The sequence below is a fragment of the Streptomyces sp. NPDC001903 genome (assembly GCF_042891345.1).
Taxonomy (GTDB): Bacteria; Actinomycetota; Actinomycetes; order Streptomycetales; family Streptomycetaceae; genus Streptomyces.
Genome location: NZ_JBIASZ010000025.1, coordinates 77,026 through 98,640, shown reverse-complemented (window position 1 = coordinate 98,640; position 21,615 = coordinate 77,026). Strand labels below are relative to the sequence as shown.

Genomic DNA, 21,615 nt, shown 5'->3' with positions numbered 1-21,615 from the left:
CCCGTGACCGCCTTCGCCCCCGACTCGCTCGTGCTCAACCGGAAGCTGCCCCTCTGGTACCAGGTGTCGCAGTCGCTGCGCGCCTCGATACTGGGGCGCACCCCGGACGCCTCGCTGCGCCTGCCCACCGAGGAGCAGCTCGCCGAGCACTACGGGGTGAGCGTGCTGACCATGCGCCAGGCGCTCAAGGAGCTGGAGGGCGAGGGGCTGATCAGCCGCCACCGGCGGCGCGGCACCTTCATCGAGCCGGGCGCGCGGCGCGGGGCGCCGGTCCGGCTGCTGGGATCGGTCGACGCGATCGTCGCGCAGCAGTCAGGCGACCGTACGACGATTCTCGGCCACGCGCGGACGGCCGTGTCCGGGGAGCTGCTGGAGCACTTCCCGGACACGGCCGAGGTGGTCACGTACCGGCGGCTGCGCCACGACGGGGAGAGCGGCGAGCCGACGAACTGGGCGGAGAACGCGGTCCGGCCGGAGCTTGCCGAGGCCGTGGACCTGGCCGATCTGGCGCGCTGGCCGATGACCAAGGTGCTGCGCGACGTGGTGGGCGTGAAGATCAGCCGGATCACGGACACGGTGGAGGCGCGGCTCGCCGACCCGGAGACGGCCGAACTGCTCCAGGTCCCGCTGCTCAGCCCGATCCTGCACTACACGGGCGTGACGTACGACGAGGACGGGCGGGTCGTGGACGTGGCGCGGATCCGGTACCGGGGCGACCGGTTCTCGTTCACGGTGACGGTCGACGCCACCTGACGGCCGCGCGCGCCACACGTCCCGCGGGGCTACTTCCCTTCCTCGTCCGTGCCGCGTTCCCCCTCCGCCTGCGAAGGCGTGGTCCGCATCGTCTGCGGGTGGTGGTGCTGCATCTTCTCCTTCTCGTCCATGTCCTCGTCGAGCCGCTCGCCCTCGGCCTGGGACGGAGTCGTGTATTCGTCGTAATGACTCATGTCCGCCTCCTCCTCGACATCAGAACATTTCCGTACATAGGGAGCGTATCTCTTCGGCCCGCACCCAGCCCGGCCACGCCCTCGTCGCTACCATCTGCCGGGTGAGCGAAGACGTACCGCTGCTGGACGATCTGATGCCCTGGGCCGTAGGCGGCCTGCGCCTGGGCCGGGCCTGGGTGGCGGCCCCCGACCCGGCGGCCCTGCGCGCCCGCTGGGCCGCCCTGACCGGCGCCGAAGGCACCGAGCGGGAGCGGCTGTTCCGCCCGACCCGCAGCCGTACGCCCACCACCGGCGCGGCGGCCCTGCCCGGCCGGCGCTCCCCGTCGACCGCCCGCTTCGCCGATGCGCCGGGCCCCTGCCCCGAACCCGTACGGGTGCTGCGCGACCCCTTCGACGAGCAGTGGCTGCTGCCCGACCAGCGGCTCATCGACACGGCCCGGCCGGAGCTGTGGCGGGTCCTGGACGAGCACCAGCTCTTCGCCGTCGAGACCCCGGAGCTGCTGGTCACCGCGCACCTCCCGGCCGGCCGGCTGGGCCGGATCCGCCCGCTGCACCGGCGCCCCGGCGGCGCGGAGCCCAATCTCGCCCCGGGCCTGCTGCCGCTGCTGGGCGAGCGCTACGGCGGCTGGGTCACCCCGCAGGACGTGCTGTGCTGGATCCTCGCGGCGGGCCGCCCCGGCCCCCGGGGGTACGAGGTCCCGCTGACCGGCGATCCCGGGTGCTGGCGGGCCGGGCTGGAGCTGGGACACAGGCTGCTCACCGTCCAGCTGCGCGGCGGGCCCGGCGCCGAGCCGCCCCGGCTGCCGGGCGGGCGGCGGCCGTACGTGCGCTCCGCGGTCCAGGCCTGGCCGGAGCGGCTCGCGTACGACCCGGAGACCGAGACCCTCGCCCTCGGGGCCGGGACGGTCTCCCCCGTGCCGCCGGGCGCCTGGGAGTTCGAGGTGGGCGGTACGCGGGTGCTGGAGGCCTGGTTCGCCGCCCGCACCGCCCACCGGGACCCCGGGGCCGACGGGCTGGAGGCGCTCGGGCCGGCCGAGTGGCCGCAGGCCTGGACCTCGGAGCTGCCGGCCCTGGTGACCACCCTGGCGCTGCTGGCCGACCTGGCCCCGGAGCGGGCGGCGTTCACCGCCGGGCCGCCGCTGCCCGCCGCCGAGCTGGCGGCGGCCGGGGTACTGCCCCCGCCGCGCTGGGCCCGGCGCCCGGCCTCCGTACTGGACCACCACGAGGAGGGCCCGGGCGGCCAGTTCGCCCTGCTCTGACGGCGCACGACGGCGTACGCCGGCGCGCGCGTCCGGCCGCCTCGGCGTTCCGCCTGGTGACAAGCCGGGGTCCCAGCAGGTAGGCAGGCTGTCATGACAGCCGACTCGCCCGCACCCGCACACCCCGCCCAGCCGCTCCCCGCGCAGCCGCCGCCCCTCGACGGCATCACCGTCGTCGCCGTCGAGCAGGCCGTCTCGGCCCCCTTCGCCACCCGCCAGCTCGCCGACCTCGGCGCCCGGGTGATCAAGGTCGAGCGGCCCGACGGCGGCGACTTCGCACGCGCCTACGACACCGCCGCGCACGGACTGGCCTCGCACTTCGTCTGGGCCAACCGCGGCAAGGAGTCGATCGCGCTCGACCTGAAGGACCCGCGCGGCCTGGAGGTCCTGCACGGGCTGCTCGACGGGGCCGACGTGTTCGTCCAGAACCTCGCCCAAGGGGCCGCCGCCCGGCTCGGACTCGACTCCGCGGCGCTGTGCGCGCGGTACCCGCGGCTGGTCGCCGTCGACATCTCCGGCTACGGGGCCGAGGGCCCGTACGCCCACAAGCGCGCCTACGACATGCTCGTGCAGTGCGAGGCCGGGCTGGTCTCGGTGACCGGCACCCCCGAGCAGCCCGTCAAGGCGGGCATCCCGGCCGCCGACATCGCGGCGGCCATGTATGCCTTCTCCGGGGTGCTCGCGGCCCTGCTGCGCCGCGGGATCACCGGGCGCGGGGGCCGGGTGGAGGTCTCGATGCTCGACGCGCTGGCCGAGTGGATGGGCCATCCGCTGCACCACACCATGCACGGCGGGGAGCAGCCCGTGCGCACGGGCCTGGCGCACGCCGTCATCGCCCCGTACGACGCCTACCCGACGGCGGACGGGGACCGGGTGCTGCTGTCGGTGCAGAACGACCGCGAGTGGCGGCGGCTCGCCGAACAGGTTCTGGAGCGGCCGGAGTTGGCCGAGGATCCGGCGTACGCGACGAACGCGGCGCGCACCCGGGGCCGGGAGAAGACCGACGCGGTGGTCGCCGAGGCTCTGGCCGGGCTGGGCGCGGACGAGGCGATCGGGCGGCTGGAGGCGGCGGGCATCGCCTGTGCGCGGCTGAACTCGGTGGCGCAGTTGGCGCAGCACCCTCAGCTGGCCGCGCGGGACCGCTGGCGCGAGGTGGGATCACCGGCCGGTCCGCTGCGGGCGCTGCTGCCGCCGATCGGACTGCCGGGAGGCGCGGCACCGCACATGGGTGCGGTGCCCGCGCTCGGCGAACACACCGAGGCCCTGCTGCGCGCCCTGGGGATGACGGGCGCGCAGATCACGACACTGCGCCGGGATGGTGTGGTTGCGTAGGGCCGGGGCGAAACCAATGACGGTCGGGGACGTTGTTACGAACGGCGGCTGCCGAAGAGCGTGCGACGCAGCCGGCGCAGCGGCGCGAAGAGCGAGACGCGCGCGCTCCGGCTCCGCAGGCGGTGCGTGTGGTCGCGGGACGTCAGTTCGCGCATCAGCAGCGTCGCCTCCGCGGCCTCGCGGTGGGGGACGGCAGGTCCGCCCAGCACGGCGAGGTGGCGGTCGAGGCGCGAGCTGGTCGCACTGCTCCCGCAGGTGATGGCAGGCACGCGAGGCGGCCTGCTGCGCATTGCTATCTGTTCCATGATCTCTCCCCACCCGTACGAGGGCACCCGGCCCGGGCAGGGTAACCCTATCGCCCCCGCGTCGTGCTCGGGTATCCCGGTGGTGTGAATTACCCCTATGGGGACGGGGAGTTGACGGTTACTCAGCGGAGTCGACCGTCACTCTCCGCAGGGGGAGGGGCACTTCGGGAACCTTCCGCGAGCCCCCGGCGGACATCCCGTCCCGGCCCCCGCCGGGCCACCACCGGCCCCTCGCCGGGTTCTCCGGCGGTCGGGCGCGCGCGTCCCGCCCCGGACCGGGGCCACACGCCGCGCTCTGCGCTAACTTGGAGTGACCGCCCGCCGACACACGGACACGCCTGGGGGCTCGCGTGAGTGACAACATGGGTGAACCGGGCGGGGAATCCGCCCCGGGACGTGTCATCTCGGGCCGGTACCTGCTGCTCGACCAGCTGGGCCGGGGCGGCATGGGCATCGTGTGGCGGGCCCGCGACGAGGTGCTGGGCCGCGAGGTGGCGGTCAAGGAGGTACGGCCCCCGGCCGGGCTGGACCGCGCCGAGATCGCGCGGATGTACCGGCGGCTCGAACGGGAGGCCTGGGCGGCGGCCCGGGTCTCGCACCGCGGGGTCGTCACGGTCTACGACGTGGCCACCGAGGACGGCCGGCCCTGGATCGTGATGGAGCTCGTACGCGGACTCTCGCTGGCCGACGTACTGGAGGCCGACGGGCCGCTCACCCCCCAGCGGGCGGCGCACTTCGGGGAACAGGTGCTGGCCGCGCTGCGCTCCGCCCACGAGGCCGGGGTGCTGCACCGGGACGTCAAGCCCGCCAACGTGCTGGTCGCCAACGACGGCCGGGTGGTGTTGAGCGACTTCGGGATCGCCAGCCTGGAGGGCTCGTCCTCGATCACGATGACGGGCGAGGTGGTCGGCTCCCCCGAGTACCTCGCGCCGGAGCGGGCGCTCGGACGCGCCCCGGGACCCGAATCGGACCTGTGGTCGCTCGGGGTGCTGCTCTACGCCGCCGTCGAGGGGGTCACGCCCTTCCGGCACGACACCCCGCTGTCCACGCTGCGGGCGGTGGTGGACGACGAGCTGCCCGCGCCGCGCCGCGCCGGTCCGCTGACGCCCGTACTGGAGGGGCTGCTGCGCAAGGACCCGCAGGAGCGGCTGCCCGCGGCGGAGGTGGCCCGGATGCTGCGGATCATCGGGGTGGGCGGGGTCCTGCGGGGCTCCGGCGGGGCGGTGTCGGGCCCGGATTCCCCGACGGCCACGGCGCACCACCGCAGCGGCGGCCACCGGGACGGGCCGACCCCGCCGATGCCCGTGCCCATGCCGGCGCCGGGGCCTTCGCCGGCGCCCGCCCCGGCGGGGCCCGGGCCCGGCGGCGGGGCGCCGCCGCGCGAGGGCCGGGCCGGGGCGGTGCTGACGGCCGGGATCGCGGTCCTGCTGCTGGCGATCGTCGCCCTGGGGTGGCTGCTGCTCAAGGACCGCGAGGAGTCGGGCGGAACCGGGGGCACCGGCACGACGGCCCCGGCCACCGCCTCGTCGCAGCCCTCCCGGAGCGCGTCCGCATCGCAATCGCCCTCCGCCGCCCCCTCCCCTTCGCCGTCTCCGTCCGCCTCCCCGTCGGCCACGCCCGCGCCGCAGTTCGCCGTGGCGGTGCACGCCGTACGGGAGGACTACCGCGGGACCTGTCCGCCGCCCGCCGAGCAGGCCCCTGCCTTCACGGCGACGGTCGAGGCGGACCGCGTGCCGGCCGTGCTGGAGTACCGCTGGGCGACGCGCAGCGGGGTGAGCTCCGGCCCCGGCTGGCAGTCCGTCACGTACGGGGCGGACGGCCCCCGGAGCCGGCAGCTGGACCACACCGAGCTCACGTACTACCCGAGCGCGACCTTCACCGACGCGGTCCGGCTGGAGGTGCGGGGGGCCGCTCCGACCGCCTCGGAGTGGGTGGAGTTCTCCGTCACCTGCGAGGCGGCGGAGGGGGAGGGGGAGACCCCGCCGGCCGGGGCCACCCCCTCCCCCGGCGCCGGAGGTACGCCGACACCGGTGTCGGCGACGCCGGTGTCCGCGGGGCCTGCGACGCCGGAGGCGCAGGCCCCGGCGTCGCAGGCGGCGGGCCCGGAGGCCGCCGGCCCGGAAGCCGCCGACTCGTAGCCGCCGACTCGTGGCCGCCGACCGGTGGCCGCCGACAGGTGGCGGGCCCGTCGGACGGCGGGCCCGTCAGGCCGCGTTGGTGAAGACGGGCAGGTAGCCGCCGGACTGTCCGGCGGCGGTGGGGTGGTAGGACTCGCCGATGTTGAGCCAGTTGACGCTGTGCAGCCACGCGTCGCCGGAGCAGATCTCGTGGCCGGTGAAGGCGCCGGCCACGGAGGCGAAGGTGAACCCGTGGTTGGCGGCGCGTTTGGCGATGGCGGCGTTCAGGTAGTCGGCGGCGCCGTTGATGGCGGAGCGTTCTCCTTCCGTGAGCCCGGTGGCGCAGGTCCCGTTCAGCTTGTAGAAGCGGGGGTAGCCCAGGACGACGACGTGGGCGCCGGGCGCCCGGCCGTGGATGGCGTCGTAGACCTGGTCGAGCTGGCCGGGGAGGGTGGAGTCGACGTACGCCTTGGCCTGGTTGACGCGGTTGACGCAGGTGGACTCGGACTGGAGCACACAGGTCGTCATGACGTCGGAGAATCCGGCGTCGTTGCCGCCGATGGTGATGCTGACGAGGTCGGTCCCTGAGTTCAGCGGGGAGAGCTGGCCGGAGAGGACGTCACCCGTACGGGCGCCCGAGCAGGCGGTGAAGGAGAAGGTCTGCGGGGCGTGGGCGGCGGCCCAGAGGGCCGGGTAGGCGCGGGTGGTGCGCTTGCAGTTGCCGCTCCCGCTGTCGTAGTTGCCGGCGCCGACGCCGGAGGAGTACGAGTCGCCGAGGGCGACGTAGCCGAAGTCGGCCGTGGCGGCGGCCGCCTGTCCCGCGCCGAACAGGGCGGCGCCCGCGGCGAGTAACAGGGAGGAGGTCAGGGCGGCGAAGCGCGACATCTTCATGCTCATGTGTGCGGCTCCTTGTGGGGGGAGGTACACGGGGGTTACTCGGGAGTTACTCCTGAGTCCGTGGTACTGGGAGCCGGGCATGGCCGGAAGTGTTCATGCCAAGAATTTTCGGCGCGGAGTTGCGCCCCGAACCTTCACCACCGGTGCGTTTGAAGAGGGAACTCGCGCACCCGATCCGGCGAAACACGGGTGCACGGGGCCACTTCGTGCCGGATCATGGGCGCCATGCCAGCCAATCCGCATGACGCGCTGCCGATCCGGCTCAACGTCGACGACAGCGACTCACCGTCCGACGTCGTGGACGCGCTGTTCCTCGGCCGGTTCGCGTCCGGCGAGCAGCCGTACTCGCACAGCGTCACGATCGAGCGGGTGAAGGCGGAGGCGACCCTGCTGCCGCCCGAGGCCACCGTGCTGCGCTCCGCGCGCGACTCCGACCGCAGCGCCACGCTCGCCGAGGGCGAGGGCTGGACGATGCTCGTCTCCCGCTGGAGCCGCGGCGCGGACGTGACGGTGACGGCGGTCAGCGACGAACTCGCCTCCAGCGTGCTCGGCGAGGCCACGGAGGGGGTGCAGGACGAGCCCGAACCGCAGCCCTCGAGCGTCACGATGGGCTTCTGGTACGTCTCCCCGCGCCGCGGTCCGTACCGGACGACCCGCCAGATCACGGCCGGGACCTGGGCGGAGGTCCGGCCCAACTACACGGCTCCGGTGGCCGGGGCGATGGACCGGCTGATGAAGGTGACCCCGGACGACATCGCGGGCCGGCTGCTCCTGCTGCACGGGCCGCCGGGCACGGGCAAGACCTCCGCGCTGCGGACGCTGGCCCGGTCGTGGCGTGACTGGTGCCAGGTGGACTGCGTGCTGGACCCGGAGCGGCTGTTCAACGACGTGGGCTACCTGATGGACATCGCGATCGGCGAGGACGAGGGCACGGCGAAGGGCCGCTGGCGGCTGCTGCTGCTGGAGGACTGCGACGAACTGATCCGCGGCGAGGCCCGGCACACGGCCGGCCAGGCGCTGTCGCGGCTGCTGAACCTGACGGACGGGCTGCTGGGGCAGGGCCGCAACGTGCTGGTCGGGGTGACCACGAACGAGGACCTGGAACGGCTCCACCCGGCGGTGGTCCGGCCGGGCCGCTGCCTGGCGCGCATCGAGGTCGGCCGGCTGACGCACGGCGAGGCGGTGGACTGGCTGGGCACGGACGAGGGGGTCTCGCGCGAGGGCGCCACGCTCGCCGAACTGTTCGCGCTGCGGCGGGGAGCGGGCCCCTCGTCGCTGCTGCCGCCGCAGGGCCGGCACGGCGCGGATCCGGGTCTCTACCTGTAGGCACGTCGTCCGGGTGGGCGGGGCGCGCACGGGCCGCGCCCGCGCGCCGCGGACAATGGGCGGCGGCCCGGTCGCAGCGCCCGGGGACACCCACCGAGCAGGAGAGTGCACGTGCCCGAGCCGGCGCAGGAGAATCCGTACCCCGACAGCCACGTCCTCGGCGAGGGCCCCGAGCCGCACCCGCAGTTGGCACCGGTGCTGCCCCTCCTCGGGCGCTGGCACGGCCGGGGCCGCGGCGAGTACCCGACCCTGGAGCAGGGCTTCCGGTACGAGCAGGAGATCACCTTCGGCCACGACGGCCGGCCGTTCCTGCGCTACGAGTCGCGGGCCTGGCTGATCGACGAGTCCGGCACGGTCCTGCGCCCCTCGGGGCGGGAGTCCGGGTGGTGGCGGGTCCTGCCCGACGCCTCGCTGGAGGTGGTCCTCGCGCACCCGACCGGCATCGTGGAGACGTACGTCGGCCGGGTGTCCGGCACGGAGATCGAGATCGCCACCGAGACCGTGGCGCGCACCCCCAAGGCCAAGGAGGTCACCGCCATGCGGCGCCGGTACGCCTTCGGCGGCGGGGAGCTGACGATCGAGCAGGACATGGCGGCGATGGGACAGCCCCTGCGGCACCACCTCCGGGCGGAGCTGCTGCGGCGCGAGAGCTAGGGGGTGTCCGCAAAGTCCCGCCTGCCCCGCGGCGCACGGCGCTACTTTGCGGACACCCCCTAGGCCGCGTGGATCAGGCCGGGTCCGGTCGGTTGCCGTAGCGGGCGCGCAGGGCGTCGAGGGCGGCGGCCGTCGCCTCGTCGAAGCTCAGGCCCAGCCGCTTCGCGCGCTCCGCGTAGGCCTGCGCGGCGGAGGCCGCCTCTCGGGCGGCCCCGTCGCCGGCCGCCGCGACGAAGGTGCCGTTCCGGCCGCGGGTCTCGATCACCCCGTCGCCCTCCAGGGCCCGGTAGGCCTTCGCGACCGTGTTCGCCGCCAGCCCCAGCTCCTCGGCGAGCCCGCGCACCGTCGGCAGCTTGTACCCGACCGGCAGCTCCCCCGAGCGGGCCGCCTCCGCGATCTGCGCGCGCAGCTGCTCGTACGGGGCTGCGGCGCCGGCCGCGCCGTCGATCCGGATCTTCAGGTTCGTCGAGGTCACCCGGCGATTCTCCCCCATCCGCCGGGAAATTCGGAGGCGTTCGCCCCGCCCCCGCACCTACGGTCGAGGCCATGACCGTAAAGATCCGCGAGCTCCGCCCGGGCGATCCCTCGGACGCGGAGTCCGTCGTACGGGTGCGCCGCGCCGCCCTGCCCTTCATGATCACCACGCCTGCGGGTGTGGCCTACGCCCTGGCCACCGCGCACCCCGGCAAGCGCTACCGCGTCCTCACCGCCGAGACCCCGGACGGCCTCGTCGTGGGCACCGCCGAACTCGGCCTCGCGCACCGCAGCCCCGAGCCCGGCCAGTCCTTCGTCAACGCCTACGTCGACCCCGCGCACCGCGGCCTCGGCGCCGGGTCCGCCCTGCTGCGCGCCGCCGAGGAGTACCTGGCCGCGGAGGGGGCGGTGGAGACGTACGCCTGGGTCCTGGACGATCCGGCCCACCGCGCCTTCGCCGAGCGGCGCGGCTACCGCGCCTCGCGCTCCGCGCACTTCCTGCGCCTGGACCTGGCCGCCGGCCCGCTGCCGGAGCTCCCGGCCGCCTTGCCCGCCAGGGTCGAGCTGCTCCCGGCCTCGGCCTTCGCCGCCGATCCGCGCCCGCTGTTCGAGGCCGACGCGGCGGTGTCGGCCGACGAGCCGGGTGACGTGCCGGAGGTGCTGGACGACTACGAGGACTGGCTGAGCAGCGTCTGGAACGAGCCGACGCTGGACCGGGAGCTGACCAGGGTCGTCCTGGTCGACGGGGCCGTGGCCGCGTTCTGCGCGGCCCGTACCGACGGCGCCACCCGCTACGGCTCGGCGATGACCGGCACCCTGCGGGCGTTCCGCGGCCGCGGGCTGGCCAAGCTCGCCAAGACGGACTCGCTCCGCCGGGCCCGCGCCGCCGGCTACACGGAGGCCTTCACGGGCAACGACACGGGGAACGGGCCGATGCTCGCCGTCAACGAGTGGTTCGGGTACGAGATCTGCGCGACCGAGACGCGCTTCGCCAAGAAGCAGGAGAACGGGACATGACCGACGAGCTCACCGTCACCCTCACCAAGGCGGGCCGCACCAAGATCCGCTACCCCGCCGCGCTGGTCGCCGACACGGGCGACCGGATCTCCGTACGGGCACCCTGGGCGGCGGACGGCGTACGGGACTTCGGCTTCGTGCGCTTCGAGCCGGGCGACGTGTTCACCGAGCACTTCTGGCGGACCCGCTGGTACGCGGTCAAGGAGGTCCGGACGGGCGGGGGCGTCCTCAAGGGCTGGTACTGCGACATCACGCGACCGGCGGTGGTAGGGGACGGCGGGGTCCTCGTCGAGGACCTGGACCTGGACCTGTGGGTCTCGGCGGACGGAGCGAGCGTCCTGCGGCTGGACGAGGACGAGTTCGCGGCGAGCGGCCTCGCGGAGACCGACCCGCGGGCGGCCTCCGAAGCAGTCCGCGCCCTCGACGCCCTGGCCGCCCAGGCACACGCCCCGGGAGGCCTGGCCGCCCTCCTCGCCTGACCCCGGCCCCCGCTTCCTGAGGCCCTGCTTACCGGTGCCTTAAGGGGAGCCTAAAGATCTTCGTGAGGGCGTCGAAAGGGGTGGTGGCGGGGGTGATGCGGGCTAGCTTGGCGGGGCCGAGGAGGGCACGGGGCGGCGTCGGATCCCACGGGGGGCGGCGCCGCCCGGCCCGGCTCCCGGCGCACCCACGACCGCGCTGCCCACTTCGCCGCTCCGAAGGAGATCCACCCATGCCCGCACGCCGCCGCACCGTGACCCGTATCGCCGCAGTCGGCCTCGCCCCGCTCGCGGTCGCCGCGTACGCCGCCGGGCCGGCGGCCGCGCACGGCTCGATGACGGACCCGGTCAGCCGGGTGGCGGCCTGCTACGCGGAGGGGCCGGAGTCGCCGAAGTCCGCGGCCTGCAAGGCGGCGGTGGCCGCGAGCGGCGCGCAGGCGTTCTACGACTGGAACGCGGTGAACATCGCCAACGCGGCGGGCAACCACCGGTCGTTGATCCCGAACGGGCAGCTCTGCTCCGCCGGCAATGACAAGTACCGGGGCCTGGACCTGGCCCGCGCCGACTGGCCGGCCAGCCCGATGACCTCGGGCGAGCACACCTTCCGCTACAAGGGGACGGCCCCGCACAAGGGCTCCTTCGAGCTGTACGTCACGAAGGACGGCTACGACCCTTCGAAGCCGCTGAAGTGGTCGGACCTGGAGCCGGCGCCGTTCGCGAAGGTCACCGACCCCGGCATGCAGAACGGGGACTACGTGTTCTCGGGCAGCGTGCCCGCCAAGTCCGGGCGGCACCTGATCTACAGCATCTGGCAGCGCTCGGACAGCCCGGAGGCGTTCTACACCTGCTCCGACGTGGTGTTCGGCAAGGACAACGGCGGGAACGGCGGCGCCGGCACCACCCCGAGCACGAAGCCGAGTACGAAGCCCAGCGCCAAGCCCTCCACCGGGGACGGGCACCCCTCGGACGCCCCCAAGCCCCCCAAGGCCCCGACGGACCAGCAGATCGCGGACGGCGAGAGCAAGTCCACCGTGGAGCACAACGGCCACGGCGACAACGACCCGAAGACCAACGGCAGCACCGCCCTCGCCCCGGTCCCCGTCGGATCGCAGTCGCCGGCGGGCACCAACCTCGCCGAGACGGGTGGCAGCGCCGCGACCCCGGCGATCGCGATCGCCGGGGCGGGTGTACTGGCCGTCGGAGCGGCCGTGCTGTTCGGTGTGGCCCGACGCCGTGCGACGACGCCGGGCCGCCACGGCCGCTAGTCGGAGGGCTTCACCGGGCCCGACCCCTCACCTGCGCGTCATTCGAAGACCGACGCGCAGGTGGTCCGGGTCGCGTGCGCCGGGTCGAGGGAGTTGACCGCCTCGTGCCAGGCGATCCGGTCGGTGAGCCCGATGGCGACGTGCTCGGAGAGGTCCAGCGGGCACAGGTCCTGGAGCACGACGTTGCGCACGTTCGAGCCGGTGCCCTGGAGGAAGGCGCTCCGGTAGGGCGTGACGACCTCGTCGTACTTCGTCGCGATGACCGTGTACTGGACCCCGGGGACGGTGTCCCCGCCCGCGTTCAGCTTGGTGACGAAGGGGGATCCGGCGATCTGGTCGGCCAGCCCCGGGGTCGCCGAGCTGATCAGGTCCTCGGCGCCGGGGAAGTACGGGAGCAGCTGGGTGAGCCCGTCCAGGGTGGTGCCGTGGTTGTCGGGGGCGAGCCCGATCAGGGCGTTGACCTTGGGGGCGCCGCCGAGGAACTTGAGGTAGTGGTTCGGCATCATGCCGCCCTGCGAGTGGCCGACGATGTCGGTCTTCTTGGCCCCGGTGGAGGCCAGCACCTTGTCGACGAACACCTGGAGCTGGCCCGCCGACTTGTCGATGGGGCCGAGCCCGTTGAAGAAGGGCACGCCGGGCAGCTGTCCGTAGTCGAGCGAGTAGACGCAGTACCCGCGGTGCACCAGGTACGGCGCGAACCCGAGCCAGTTGTCCACGGAGTTGCCGAACGTGCCGTGGACGAGGACGACGGGGCGCGGATGGGCGGCGGAGGGTTTGCAGGACCAGTCGTTCCAGCCGCTGCTGGGTGCGGTCGCGGCCTGCGCGGCGCCGGTGGGGGCGACGAGGGCGGCGGCGGCGAGGGTGAGGACGGCCAGCGGGCGGAGCAGGCGTCGCCAGGGCAGCATCGAGTGATCTCCTTGCGGGTCAGGGAAATACGTGGGGGTTCGTCCCGTGATCCGGATCACAAGGGGGGTGCTGCTTCGGCCAAATTACGGGCGAGTAGCAAAACTTGAAAGTTACGCGTCAGTAAAAAATGCGTGTCGCGCCCCGGGCGCGAGGCCGGGACGATCGTCCGTCAAGTCGCGCCCGAGGCGGACGCGTTGCCGCCCCGCCCGACGGTCGCCGGACACCCCCTAGGCCGCGCGGCGGAAGGTGGCCGCCGGGCGGACCGTGCCCGGGCCGAAGCGGGCGTTCGCCCGGTCGACGGCCGCCTCCACCGTCAGGCGGGCCTCGCGGACCGGGTCCAGCGAGATCTGCCGGGACGCCCGCTCGGCGCCCGTGAGGTCCTCGGCGCGCAGCACCATGCCGGTCAGCCGGGCCCGTTGCAGCCCGGCCGCGTCCAGCAGGCGGTACGCCGCCGCCCGCAGGTCCTCGTCGTGCCCGGACGCCTCGGGGAGCCGCCGGGTCCGCTCCCAGCGGGTGCCGCCGGCGAACTGCAGCGTCAGCGACAGGGCCCGGGCGGCCTGGCGCCGGCCGCGCAGTACCGCGCCGAGGCGGACCACCAGGGCGAGGAGGACGGCCCGGGCGTGCGGGCCGTCGAGCTCGTGCCGGGTGAACCCGCTGCGGACGGCGGCCGACGGGGGCAGGTCCTTCGGCGTGACGGGGCGCGGGTCGATCCCGCGGGCGCGCTCCGCTGCCAGCCGGCCCGCCCGCTGCCCCAGGATCCGCTCGACGGTGCCCGGGGAGACGGCCGCGACCGCGCCGACCGTGTGCAGTCCGTACCCGCGCAGCGCCTGCGCCTGCTTGGGGCCGATGCCGTGCAGGGCCTCCACCGGCAGCGGCCCCAGGAAGACGTCCGCCCCGCCCTCGGGCACGGCCAGGACCCCGCCCGGCCCGGACAGCCGGGCGGAGGCCGTCGCCGCCACCGCCCGGTTCCCGGCGACCCCGATCCGTACGTCGGTGCCGAGCCGGGCGAGCGCGCGCAGCCGGACCAGTTCGGCGATCCGGCCGGCGTCCGCGCCGAAGTACCGCCGGGCGCCGCGCACCTGCACCAGCGCCGCCCGGGGCGGCAGGGCCTGCACCGTCGGGGAGAACTCCCGCAGGAGTTCCAGCACTTCGCGGTAGCCCTCCTCGGTCAGCGCCGGAGCGCACCGTACGTGCAGGACTCCGCCCGCCGGGTTCATCCCGCGCTCCCCGGGCTGGAGTGCCACAGCTTGCGGCCGGTGGCGGCGCGGTCGCCGGCCGGCTGGAGGTCGGCCCACGGGTTCATCTCGTACCCGGTGGGCAGGTGGATGCGGCGCCCCGGATCGGCGGCTCCCCCGTCACCCGGCAGCGGCTCCGCCAGGCGGGCCGAGACCGCGTCCAGGCCGCCCGCAGCCCGCAGTTCCACCAGCTCGGCCAGGTCCCAGGCCGCCGCGCCGACCACGCTCAGGCTCTGCGGCCCGCGCCGCTGGACGACACCCCGTACGAGCAGCAGGAACGAGTGGAAGACGGTGTGCGCGCACGCCTCGTGGCTGTCGTCGAAGAAGGCCAGGTCGACCAGGCCCGTCCCGTCGTCCAGCGTGGTGAAGATGACCCGCTTCCCGGAGCGGATCGGCGGGGTCTGGGTGGCCGCCTTGGCCCCCGCGACCAGCACCGTACGCCCGTGCTCGACCTCGCGCAGCCTGCGGGCCGGGACCGCCCCCAGCTCCGCGAGGAAGGCCTGGTGGTCCCCCATCAGGTGCCGGGAGGCGTCCATGCCGAGCACGCCCAGCTCCGCGCTGAGCCGTTCCGCCTCGTTCAGGTCGGGCAGGCCGACCGGGGCCGTGGACCGCCCGCCGTCCAGCGGGAGTTGGACACTGCCCGGCCGGGCCCCCGCCGAGCGCTGCGCACCGTGCAGTTCCGCCACGTGCAGCAGCAGGTCGCGCCGGTTGGCGCCGAACGCGTCCAGCGCCCCGACCTGCGCGAGCCGCCCCGCGACCGGCCGGCCCGGGTGCGCCCGGTCCCAGAAGTCGCGCAGCGATCCGTACGGCTGTCCGTCCTCGATCCGCCGCGCCTGTGCCTCGCTGATGCCGTGGACGTCGGCCAGGGCCAGCCGGAGCCCCCACACCGGCGGAACCCCGGCGTCGGACACCAGTTCGATGCGGTGGGCCACCGCCGAGCGGTTCACGTCCAGCGGCAGCACCGGCACGCCCCGGCGCCGCGCGTCCGCCAGCAGCAGCCGCTTCGGGTACATCCCGGGGTCGTGGGTCAGCAACCCGGCGTAGAAGGCCGCCGGGTGATGGGCCTTCAGCCACGCCGACTGGTACGTCGGCACGGCGAAGGCCACCGCGTGCGCCTTGCAGAAGCCGTAGCTGCCGAACGCCTCGACGATCTCCCAGGTCCGGCCGATCACCTCGGCCGAGTAGCCCCGCTCGCCCGCCTTCGCCGCGAACCACACCTTGATCCGCGCCTGGGACTCCGGGTCGGAGAGCCCGCGCCGCACCCGGTCCGCCTCGTCGCGCCCGCAGCCGGTCATGACGTGCACGATCTCGATGATCTGCTCGTGGAAGACCACCACCCCGTACGTCTCGCGCAGCGCGTCCGCCAGGTCCTCGTGCGGGAAGCGGACCGGGGCCCGCCCGTGCCGCGCCTCGATGAACGGCCGCACCATGTCGGCGGCGACCGGCCCGGGCCGGAACAGCGAGATGTCGACGACCAGGTCGTGGAAGGTCGACGGCTGGAGCCGGCCCACCAGGTCGCGCTGGCCCGGCGATTCGATCTGGAAGCAGCCCAGCGTCTCGGCCGAGCGGATCAGCTCGTACGTCGCCGGGTCGCCCGGCGGCACCTGCGCCGGGTCGTCCAGGTCGAGCTCCTCCCCCGTACCGCGCCGGATCTCCGCGACGGCGTGCGCCATCGCGGACTGCATCCGTACGCCCAGCACGTCGAGCTTGAGCAGCCCGAGCTCCTCCACGTCGTCCTTGTCGAACTGGGACATCGGGAACCCCTCGCCGCTGGTCGGCACCACGGGGGTGCGCGCGAGCAGCGAGGCGTCGGAGAGCAGCACCCCGCACGGGTGCATGGCGATCCCGCGCGGCAGCGCGTCCAGCGCCTCGACGAGCTCCCACAGCCGCCCGTGCTCCTCCCCGCGCACGTCGCGCAGCTCGGGGAGCTCGGCCAGGGCCGTGCGGGCGTCGCGGGCCCGGATGTGCGGGAAGGCCTTGGCGAGCCGGTCGACGGTGGCCGGGTCCATGGACAGGGCGGCGCCGACGTCGCGGATCGCGTGCCGGACCCGATAGGTCTCGGGCATGGAGACGGTGGCGACGCGCTCGGTGCCGAAGCGGTCGATGATCCGCCGGTAGACCTCCAGCCTGCGGGCGGACTCCACGTCGATGTCGATGTCGGGCAGGACGTGGCGGCGCTTGGACAGGAACCGCTCCATCAGCAGGCCCTGCTCGACGGGGTCGGCGTGGGCGATGCCGAGGAGGTGGTTGACGAGGGAGCCGGCGCCGGAGCCGCGGGCGGCCACCCGGATGCCCATCTCCCGTACGTCGTCCACGACCTGGGCGACCGTCAGGAAGTACGAGGCGTACCCGTGGTAGGCGATGATGTCCAGCTCGTGGTGCATCCGCTCCCAGTACGCGCGGTCGTCGGCGTGCCCGCGCAGCACCATGCCGGCGGAGGCCCGGGAGGCGAGGACCCGCTGGGCGGTCCGGTGGGCCGCGCCGACGAGGTGGGCCTCGGGGAAGTGCACGGAGCCCATGCCGAGGTCGTCCTCGGGGTCCACCGTGCAGGCCTCGGCGGTACGCAGGGTCTGCGCGAGCAGCCCGCGCGCGTCGGCGGGGCGCAGCCCGGCCGCCCGGCAGATCCGGTCGGCGGCCGCGGCCATGGCGGCGGGGTCCTTGAGCCAGCGTTCGCCGCTGTCGAGGTTGCGGGGGTCGACGGGGACGAGCCGGCGGGCCGCGTCGAGGACGTCGGCGACCGGGCCCTGGCCGGGGTCGGCGTACCGGACGGCGTTGGTCAGCACGGCCGGTACGCCCTGCTCGGCGGCGAAGCCGACCGTACGGGCGGCCAGGCGCAGCGAGCCGGGGCCGGTGCCGGTGCGGCCGTGGTCGACGGCCTCCAGGCGCAGGGAGTCCCCGTACACCTCCCGCCAGGGCGCGAGCAGCCGGGCGGCCCGGTCCGGACGGCCGGCGGCCAGTGCCCGCCCCACCTCGGATCCGGGCCCGAGCAGTACGTACACCCCTTCGCCGCGCAGCTGCGCCCGGGGCAGCACCGGCGGGCCGTCGCCTGCGGCGGCGTGGGCGGCGGTGACCATCCGGCACAGCTCGGCCCAGCCCGCGGCGCCGTCGCGGGCCAGGAAGGTGGCCCGGGGTGCGGACTCGTCGACGAAGGCGCCGCCGGCGACGGGGTTCCGCCGCCGGAAGGACGGCTCGCCGGAGCCGCCCGGGCCGCCCGGCCCGCCCGGGCCCGCGGAGCCCCCCGGCCCCGCGGGACCCGCCGCGGGCGACACGGCCAGGTCGACCCCGAACAGCGGCCGGATCCCGGCCTTGGCGCCGGCCTTCGCGAACCGGACGGCGCCCGCGAGGGTGTCGCGGTCGGTCAGGGCGAGGGCGTCCATGCCCCGGTCGGCGGCGCGTTCCGCCAGCCGTTCGGGGTGGGAGCCTCCGTAGCGCATGGAGAACCCCGAAACGGTGTGCAGATGCGTAAAACCAGGCACCCGCGGCCTCCTGCTTCGCTCGAACGTGAACACCACCCCCGTCTCCACCATAGAGCAATTCGAATACCCGTGCGAAACATTCGTTCGAAAGACCCGCTGGTTCGGCCGCCTGGTCCGGCCGCCTCCCGCCCGTCATCCATTCGGCCCGCCCCTGCTGCGTGCCACCCCCCGTACGCCGAGCGTGTGAGACATGACCCAGCCCACCTCCCCGCCCCCGTCCGCCGGGTTCCTCGCAGAGGTCAAGGACGCCGTGACCGTCCGGGCCGCCCTGCTGCTCGTGGGGGTGCTGGCGCTCCAGCTCGCCTTCGTCACCTCGTACATCGGGGCCTTCCACCAGCCGAAGCCCAACGAGATCCCGATCGCCGTGGCCGCCCCCGCCCGGCCGCTCGCCGAGCAGTCCGCGCAGCAGCTCGCCGACCTGCCCGGGAAACCGCTCGATCCGCACGCGGTCCAGGACGAGGCGGCCGCGACGGCGGAGGTGGAGAACCGGGACGCGGACGGGGCGCTGGTCATCGACCCGGCCGGCCCGACCGACCGGCTGCTGGTCGCGAGCGGCGCCGGAGCCTCGCTCTCACAGGCCCTGGAACAGATCGTCGGCCGCGTCGAGCAGGCCCGGGGCCGGGCCGTACGGGTCGTCGACGTGGCCCCGGCCGCCGCGGGCGACGCGCGCGGCCTGAGCGCCTTCTACCTCGTCATCGGCTGGTGCGTCGGCGGCTACCTGTGCGCCGCGATCCTCGCGATCAGCGCCGGTGCCCGGCCCGCCAATACCCACCGCGCCTTCATCCGGCTCGGTGCGCTGCTGCTGTACTCGATCGCCGCCGGGCTGCTCGGCACGGTCATCGCGGGCCCGGTCCTGGGCGCGCTGCCCGGCGGCATCATGGCCCTGTGGGGGCTGGGCACCCTGGTCGTCTTCGCGGTCGGGGCGATCACCCTGGCCTTCCAGGGGGTGGCGGGCGTGGTCGGCATCGGCCTGGCCATCCTGCTGGTGGTGGTGTTCGGCAACCCGAGCGCGGGCGGCGCCTACCCGTACCCGCTGCTGCCGCCGTTCTGGAGGGCGATCGGACCGGCCCTGCCACCGGGCGCGGGCACCTACGCCGCGCGCTCGATCACGTACTTCGAGGGCAACGCGGCGGCCGGGCCGATGCTGGTGCTGGCCGCCTGGGCGGTGCTCGGCTCGGCCGTCACCGTGGCCTGCGCGGTCGTCCGCAAGGGCCGCCCGGGGGCCGCCGTGGGCAGCGGGCTCCCGGACGGCGCGCCGGACGGTGAAGGGGCCGCGGCCGGCGGGACGACGGCCCGGTGAACACCCCGGGCGGCGGCGGGAGCGGCGGGAGCGGGAGCAGCAGCGGTGGGAGCGGCAGCGGGAACGGGCTCCTCGGGTTCCGCAACCGGCAGGGGCCCGCCGCACAGGCCGTCTCCGTCAAGCGGATGGAGCCGAGCGCCCAGGCCCAGCTGGGCGCGCTCGGCCTCACCGGCTTCATCGTGGTCACCGTCATCGCCACCGGGATCGACGCGGGCGTCTTCCCCGAGAAGCTCGGCCACTCGGTGCTGCCGCTGGTCGGCTTCTTCATCGGCGGCCTCGCCCAGCTGCTCGCCGGGCTCTTCCAGGCCCAGCGCGGCGACACCTGGCACGCCACCGTCTTCGGCGGCTTCGGCCTGTTCTGGATGGCCAAGGCCTGCCTCCTCCAGTGGGTGCTGCCGGCCACCGACCCGGTGCTGCGCGGGGAGGTCAGCGGCCTGTTCACCCTGCCCTGGGTGTTCGTGGTGTTCGTGCTGTGGGTGGGCAGCTTCCGGATCCACCTGGTGCTGCTGTCGACCTTCACTTGCGTCCTGGTCGTCTTCGTCGGGATGACCGTGAGCGGGTTCACCGGCTCGCAGACCTGGCTCCGGGTCACCGGCTGGAGCGGGCTGCTCGCCGCCCTGGGGGCCACGTACCTGCTGGCCGGGCAGATCATGGCGAGCACCTGGGGCCGCCAGGTGCTCCCCATGGGCCGCTTCCTCGCCCCCGAGGAGCACCCGGAGGCCTGATCCGGCCGGGCAGGCGGGACTTCGGGCGCACGGCGCTACTTTGCGGACACCCCCTAGGGGGTGTCCGCAAAGTCCCGCCTGCCCCGCGGCGCCCGGCACGCGCTCTCGGCGCACCGGGCGAAATCCCGAGTACGTCCAGTACACGGGCTTCCGCCCGGCACACCGAGAGCACGCACCGGACACCGCGGGAGCGCCCTTCGGGCGCACGGCGCTACTTTGCGGACACCCCCTAGGCCTTGTGGACCACCTCGCCCGCGACCACCACCGTCTCGGCCACCGTGCCCGGGATCCGCTCCGGGGCCACGGCCAGGATGTCCCGGGACAGCACCACGAAGTCCGCCGCCTTGCCCACCGTCAGCGAACCCCGGTCCGCCTCGAGGAAGTTGGCGTACGCCGAGCCCATCGTGTAGCCGTACACCGCCGTCGCCACGTCCACCGTCTCGGCCGGCTGCCAAGGGTCCCCGCCGTCCAGCGGGCGGCGGGTGACCGCCGTGTAGATCCCGATCATCGGGTCCATCTCGGCCACGTTCCAGTCACTGGAGAACGCCAGCACCGCCGCCGCCTCGGCCAGGCTCCGCATCGGCCACGCCTTGTGCCAGCGGTCCTCGCCCACGTTCTCCGCCCAGTCCTGACCCGGCCCGGCGATCTCCGGCGCGCAGTGCCTCGGCTGCATGCAGGCCACCACCCCGAGTTCGGCGAAGCGCGGCACGTCCGCCGGGTCCAGGCATTCCACGTGCACCACCTGGTGGCGGGCGTCCCGCGGCCCGTTGACCGTACGGGCGTGCTCGACGGCGTCCAGGACCGTACGGATCCCCCGGTCGCCCGTGGCGTGCACGAAGCACTGGAACCCGCGCGCGTCCAGGCGCGCCAGCAGCTCCGCGAACTCCTCCGCCGGGTAGAAGGTCTCGCCCCGGTGCGCCCCGCACCCGGTGTACGGCTCCAGCAGCGCGGCCGTGCGCGGCTCGACCACGTCGTCGATGTACAGCTTGAGCGGCCCGACCCGCAGCCGGTCCCCCGGGTACCTGCGGGCCGCCGCGGCGAAGGCGTCGAGCTCCTCCTCGGTCGTGCCGCGCGGGTGGAACAGCGCGGCCACGATCCGCGAGCGCAGCCGGCCCTCGGCGCGGGCCCGCTCGTACAGCTCCAGGTCGTCCAGGGAGTTCTGCGGCTCCACCACCGTGGTGATGCCGAAGCCGATCGCGTCGTCCAGGCTCTTGGCGAGGCGCCCGTACTGCCGGTCCGGCGAGGCCCACGGCACGCCGAGCTCGCGCAGCGCCCGGTGGCCGTCCCGGGACAGCCCCTTGACCGCGAAGTCCTTGACGAAGCCGGTGGGCTCGCCAGTCTCCGGGTCGACGGCCGCAGTGCCGAACGGCAGGTCGGTGCGGTCCTTGGCGACCCCGAGCCGGCGCATCGCGGCCGTGTTCAGCCAGGCCGTGTGCACGTCGTACGAGAGCACGATCGCCGGGACGTCACCGGTGACCGGGTCCAGGTCGGCGGCGGTGGGCATCCGCCCGCCCGGGATCGCGGAGTAGTCGAAGGCCTCGGCCTCGATCCACCCGGCGTCCGGATGGGCCTCGCGCCAGGCCCCGATCCGGTCGAGGATCGCCTCCAGGGTGCGCACCCCGGCGAGCTGGACGCAGGCGTCGTCGGAGCCGAGCCGGACGTGGTTGTGGGCGTCGATGAAGCCGGGCAGCACGAGCCGGCCGCCCGCGTCGATCCGCTCGGTGTCCGGACCCGCCCAGGCGGCGGCCTCCGCGTCCGCTCCGAGCCAGACGATCCGGCCGTCGGACACGGCCAGGGCCTCGGCCTCGGGCAGCTCCGGGTCGACGGTGTGGATGCGGGCTCCGGTGAGCAGCAGGTCGGCGGGGAAGGGGTGCGGCATGGGTGGTGCTCCTGTGCAGAGGGGG

At 74.7% G+C, this 21,615-nt stretch carries 19 protein-coding genes; 11 read left to right on the top strand and 8 right to left on the bottom strand.

Annotated features, from left to right (window positions below; all coding sequences use genetic code 11):
• Window positions 1-3 precede the first annotated feature (3 nt).
• Complete coding sequence (locus ACFYZS_RS36600; protein WP_030870532.1) at window positions 4-753, top strand: GntR family transcriptional regulator; 750 nt, start codon at window positions 4-6, stop codon at window positions 751-753.
• A 29-nt stretch (window positions 754-782) separates the two neighbouring features.
• On the opposite strand, the gene ACFYZS_RS36595 is transcribed toward ACFYZS_RS36600, so the two are convergent.
• Complete coding sequence (locus ACFYZS_RS36595; protein WP_389022625.1) at window positions 783-947, bottom strand: hypothetical protein; 165 nt, start codon at window positions 945-947, stop codon at window positions 783-785.
• 134 nt (window positions 948-1,081) lie between these two features.
• Here ACFYZS_RS36595 and ACFYZS_RS36590 point away from each other — a divergent pair, with 134 nt between their 5' ends.
• Both ACFYZS_RS36590 and ACFYZS_RS36585 read left to right on the top strand, forming a co-directional pair.
• Window positions 1,082-2,206 (top strand): type ISP restriction/modification enzyme, encoded by a 1,125-nt coding sequence (locus ACFYZS_RS36590; protein WP_389022669.1) that lies wholly within the window; start codon window positions 1,082-1,084, stop codon window positions 2,204-2,206.
• 93 nt (window positions 2,207-2,299) lie between these two features.
• Window positions 2,300-3,538, top strand: coding sequence for a CaiB/BaiF CoA transferase family protein (locus ACFYZS_RS36585; RefSeq protein ID WP_389022622.1), 1,239 nt, complete (start codon window positions 2,300-2,302; stop codon window positions 3,536-3,538).
• A 35-nt stretch (window positions 3,539-3,573) separates the two neighbouring features.
• Here ACFYZS_RS36585 and ACFYZS_RS36580 read toward each other — a convergent pair whose 3' ends face one another.
• The gene (locus tag ACFYZS_RS36580; RefSeq protein WP_172671376.1) at window positions 3,574-3,843 is read right to left on the bottom strand and encodes a hypothetical protein; all 270 of its coding nucleotides are present in this window, start codon (window positions 3,841-3,843) and stop codon (window positions 3,574-3,576) included.
• A 362-nt stretch (window positions 3,844-4,205) separates the two neighbouring features.
• Here ACFYZS_RS36580 and ACFYZS_RS36575 point away from each other — a divergent pair, with 362 nt between their 5' ends.
• Window positions 4,206-5,981, top strand: coding sequence for a protein kinase (locus ACFYZS_RS36575; protein ID WP_389022666.1), 1,776 nt, complete (start codon window positions 4,206-4,208; stop codon window positions 5,979-5,981).
• A gap of 66 nt (window positions 5,982-6,047) precedes the next feature.
• Here ACFYZS_RS36575 and ACFYZS_RS36570 read toward each other — a convergent pair whose 3' ends face one another.
• Window positions 6,048-6,851 (bottom strand): SGNH/GDSL hydrolase family protein, encoded by an 804-nt coding sequence (locus ACFYZS_RS36570; RefSeq protein ID WP_389022663.1) that lies wholly within the window; start codon window positions 6,849-6,851, stop codon window positions 6,048-6,050.
• 231 nt (window positions 6,852-7,082) lie between these two features.
• On the opposite strand from ACFYZS_RS36570, the gene ACFYZS_RS36565 reads away from it, so the two are divergent.
• On the top strand, window positions 7,083-8,183 hold the full coding sequence (locus tag ACFYZS_RS36565; RefSeq protein ID WP_389022619.1) for a DUF5925 domain-containing protein: 1,101 nt from the start codon (window positions 7,083-7,085) through the stop codon (window positions 8,181-8,183).
• 111 nt (window positions 8,184-8,294) lie between these two features.
• Window positions 8,295-8,837 carry an FABP family protein gene (locus tag ACFYZS_RS36560; protein ID WP_389022616.1) on the top strand — a complete coding sequence of 181 codons (543 nt, stop codon included), beginning with the start codon at window positions 8,295-8,297 and terminating at the stop codon, window positions 8,835-8,837.
• Between the two features lie 73 nt (window positions 8,838-8,910).
• Here the strand turns inward: ACFYZS_RS36560 and ACFYZS_RS36555 are convergent, their stop codons facing one another.
• Window positions 8,911-9,330, bottom strand: a complete 420-nt coding sequence (locus ACFYZS_RS36555; protein WP_389022613.1) for a GntR family transcriptional regulator — start codon at window positions 9,328-9,330, stop codon at window positions 8,911-8,913.
• A 53-nt stretch (window positions 9,331-9,383) separates the two neighbouring features.
• Here ACFYZS_RS36555 and ACFYZS_RS36550 point away from each other — a divergent pair, with 53 nt between their 5' ends.
• From ACFYZS_RS36550 to ACFYZS_RS36540, 3 genes are all read left to right on the top strand, one after another.
• Window positions 9,384-10,328 (top strand): GNAT family N-acetyltransferase, encoded by a 945-nt coding sequence (locus ACFYZS_RS36550; RefSeq protein WP_389022610.1) that lies wholly within the window; start codon window positions 9,384-9,386, stop codon window positions 10,326-10,328.
• Window positions 10,325-10,807 carry a DUF402 domain-containing protein gene (locus ACFYZS_RS36545; RefSeq protein ID WP_389022607.1) on the top strand — a complete coding sequence of 161 codons (483 nt, stop codon included), beginning with the start codon at window positions 10,325-10,327 and terminating at the stop codon, window positions 10,805-10,807. Before ACFYZS_RS36550 ends, ACFYZS_RS36545 begins: the two co-directional genes overlap by 4 nt.
• Before the next feature lie 230 nt (window positions 10,808-11,037).
• Window positions 11,038-12,069: a lytic polysaccharide monooxygenase gene (locus ACFYZS_RS36540; RefSeq protein WP_389022605.1), complete on the top strand. Its 1,032-nt coding sequence runs from the start codon at window positions 11,038-11,040 to the stop codon at window positions 12,067-12,069.
• Window positions 12,070-12,107: 38 nt separating this feature from the next.
• Here the strand turns inward: ACFYZS_RS36540 and ACFYZS_RS36535 are convergent, their stop codons facing one another.
• The 3 genes from ACFYZS_RS36535 to ACFYZS_RS36525 all read right to left on the bottom strand — a co-directional run bounded on the left by ACFYZS_RS36535 (window position 12,108) and on the right by ACFYZS_RS36525 (window position 17,686).
• Window positions 12,108-12,974: an esterase/lipase family protein gene (locus ACFYZS_RS36535; protein ID WP_389022602.1), complete on the bottom strand. Its 867-nt coding sequence runs from the start codon at window positions 12,972-12,974 to the stop codon at window positions 12,108-12,110.
• Between the two features lie 228 nt (window positions 12,975-13,202).
• Window positions 13,203-14,192 (bottom strand): hypothetical protein, encoded by a 990-nt coding sequence (locus ACFYZS_RS36530; protein WP_389022599.1) that lies wholly within the window; start codon window positions 14,190-14,192, stop codon window positions 13,203-13,205.
• Complete coding sequence (locus tag ACFYZS_RS36525; RefSeq protein ID WP_389022596.1) at window positions 14,189-17,686, bottom strand: DNA polymerase III subunit alpha; 3,498 nt, start codon at window positions 17,684-17,686, stop codon at window positions 14,189-14,191. The genes ACFYZS_RS36530 and ACFYZS_RS36525 overlap by 4 nt, the downstream gene beginning before the upstream one ends.
• 190 nt (window positions 17,687-17,876) lie before the next feature.
• On the opposite strand from ACFYZS_RS36525, the gene ACFYZS_RS36520 reads away from it, so the two are divergent.
• Both ACFYZS_RS36520 and ACFYZS_RS36515 read left to right on the top strand, forming a co-directional pair.
• The gene (locus ACFYZS_RS36520; RefSeq protein ID WP_389022594.1) at window positions 17,877-18,986 is read left to right on the top strand and encodes a DUF3533 domain-containing protein; all 1,110 of its coding nucleotides are present in this window, start codon (window positions 17,877-17,879) and stop codon (window positions 18,984-18,986) included.
• Window positions 18,983-19,711 carry an acetate uptake transporter gene (locus tag ACFYZS_RS36515; RefSeq protein ID WP_389022591.1) on the top strand — a complete coding sequence of 243 codons (729 nt, stop codon included), beginning with the start codon at window positions 18,983-18,985 and terminating at the stop codon, window positions 19,709-19,711. The genes ACFYZS_RS36520 and ACFYZS_RS36515 overlap by 4 nt, the downstream gene beginning before the upstream one ends.
• Window positions 19,712-19,940: 229 nt before the next feature.
• On the opposite strand, the gene ACFYZS_RS36510 is transcribed toward ACFYZS_RS36515, so the two are convergent.
• Window positions 19,941-21,590 carry an amidohydrolase gene (locus tag ACFYZS_RS36510; protein WP_389022588.1) on the bottom strand — a complete coding sequence of 550 codons (1,650 nt, stop codon included), beginning with the start codon at window positions 21,588-21,590 and terminating at the stop codon, window positions 19,941-19,943.
• Between the last annotated feature and the right edge of the window lie 25 nt (window positions 21,591-21,615).

Bases quoted from the DNA above. Each gene is read 5' to 3' on its own strand.
- ACFYZS_RS36595 (WP_389022625.1), bottom strand. From the start codon at position 947: ATGAGTCATTACGACGAATACACGACTCCGTCCCAGGCCGAGGGCGAG.
- ACFYZS_RS36590 (WP_389022669.1), top strand. From the start codon at position 1,082: ATGCCCTGGGCCGTAGGCGGCCTGCGCCTGGGCCGGGCCTGGGTGGCG.
- ACFYZS_RS36585 (WP_389022622.1), top strand. From the start codon at position 2,300: ATGACAGCCGACTCGCCCGCACCCGCACACCCCGCCCAGCCGCTCCCC.
- ACFYZS_RS36580 (WP_172671376.1), bottom strand. From the start codon at position 3,843: ATGGAACAGATAGCAATGCGCAGCAGGCCGCCTCGCGTGCCTGCCATC.
- ACFYZS_RS36575 (WP_389022666.1), top strand. From the start codon at position 4,206: ATGGGTGAACCGGGCGGGGAATCCGCCCCGGGACGTGTCATCTCGGGC.
- ACFYZS_RS36570 (WP_389022663.1), bottom strand. From the start codon at position 6,851: ATGAAGATGTCGCGCTTCGCCGCCCTGACCTCCTCCCTGTTACTCGCC.
- ACFYZS_RS36565 (WP_389022619.1), top strand. From the start codon at position 7,083: ATGCCAGCCAATCCGCATGACGCGCTGCCGATCCGGCTCAACGTCGAC.
- ACFYZS_RS36555 (WP_389022613.1), bottom strand. From the start codon at position 9,330: ATGGGGGAGAATCGCCGGGTGACCTCGACGAACCTGAAGATCCGGATC.
- ACFYZS_RS36550 (WP_389022610.1), top strand. From the start codon at position 9,384: ATGACCGTAAAGATCCGCGAGCTCCGCCCGGGCGATCCCTCGGACGCG.
- ACFYZS_RS36545 (WP_389022607.1), top strand. From the start codon at position 10,325: ATGACCGACGAGCTCACCGTCACCCTCACCAAGGCGGGCCGCACCAAG.
- ACFYZS_RS36540 (WP_389022605.1), top strand. From the start codon at position 11,038: ATGCCCGCACGCCGCCGCACCGTGACCCGTATCGCCGCAGTCGGCCTC.
- ACFYZS_RS36535 (WP_389022602.1), bottom strand. From the start codon at position 12,974: ATGCTGCCCTGGCGACGCCTGCTCCGCCCGCTGGCCGTCCTCACCCTC.
- ACFYZS_RS36530 (WP_389022599.1), bottom strand. From the start codon at position 14,192: ATGAACCCGGCGGGCGGAGTCCTGCACGTACGGTGCGCTCCGGCGCTG.
- ACFYZS_RS36520 (WP_389022594.1), top strand. From the start codon at position 17,877: ATGACCCAGCCCACCTCCCCGCCCCCGTCCGCCGGGTTCCTCGCAGAG.
- ACFYZS_RS36510 (WP_389022588.1), bottom strand. From the start codon at position 21,590: ATGCCGCACCCCTTCCCCGCCGACCTGCTGCTCACCGGAGCCCGCATC.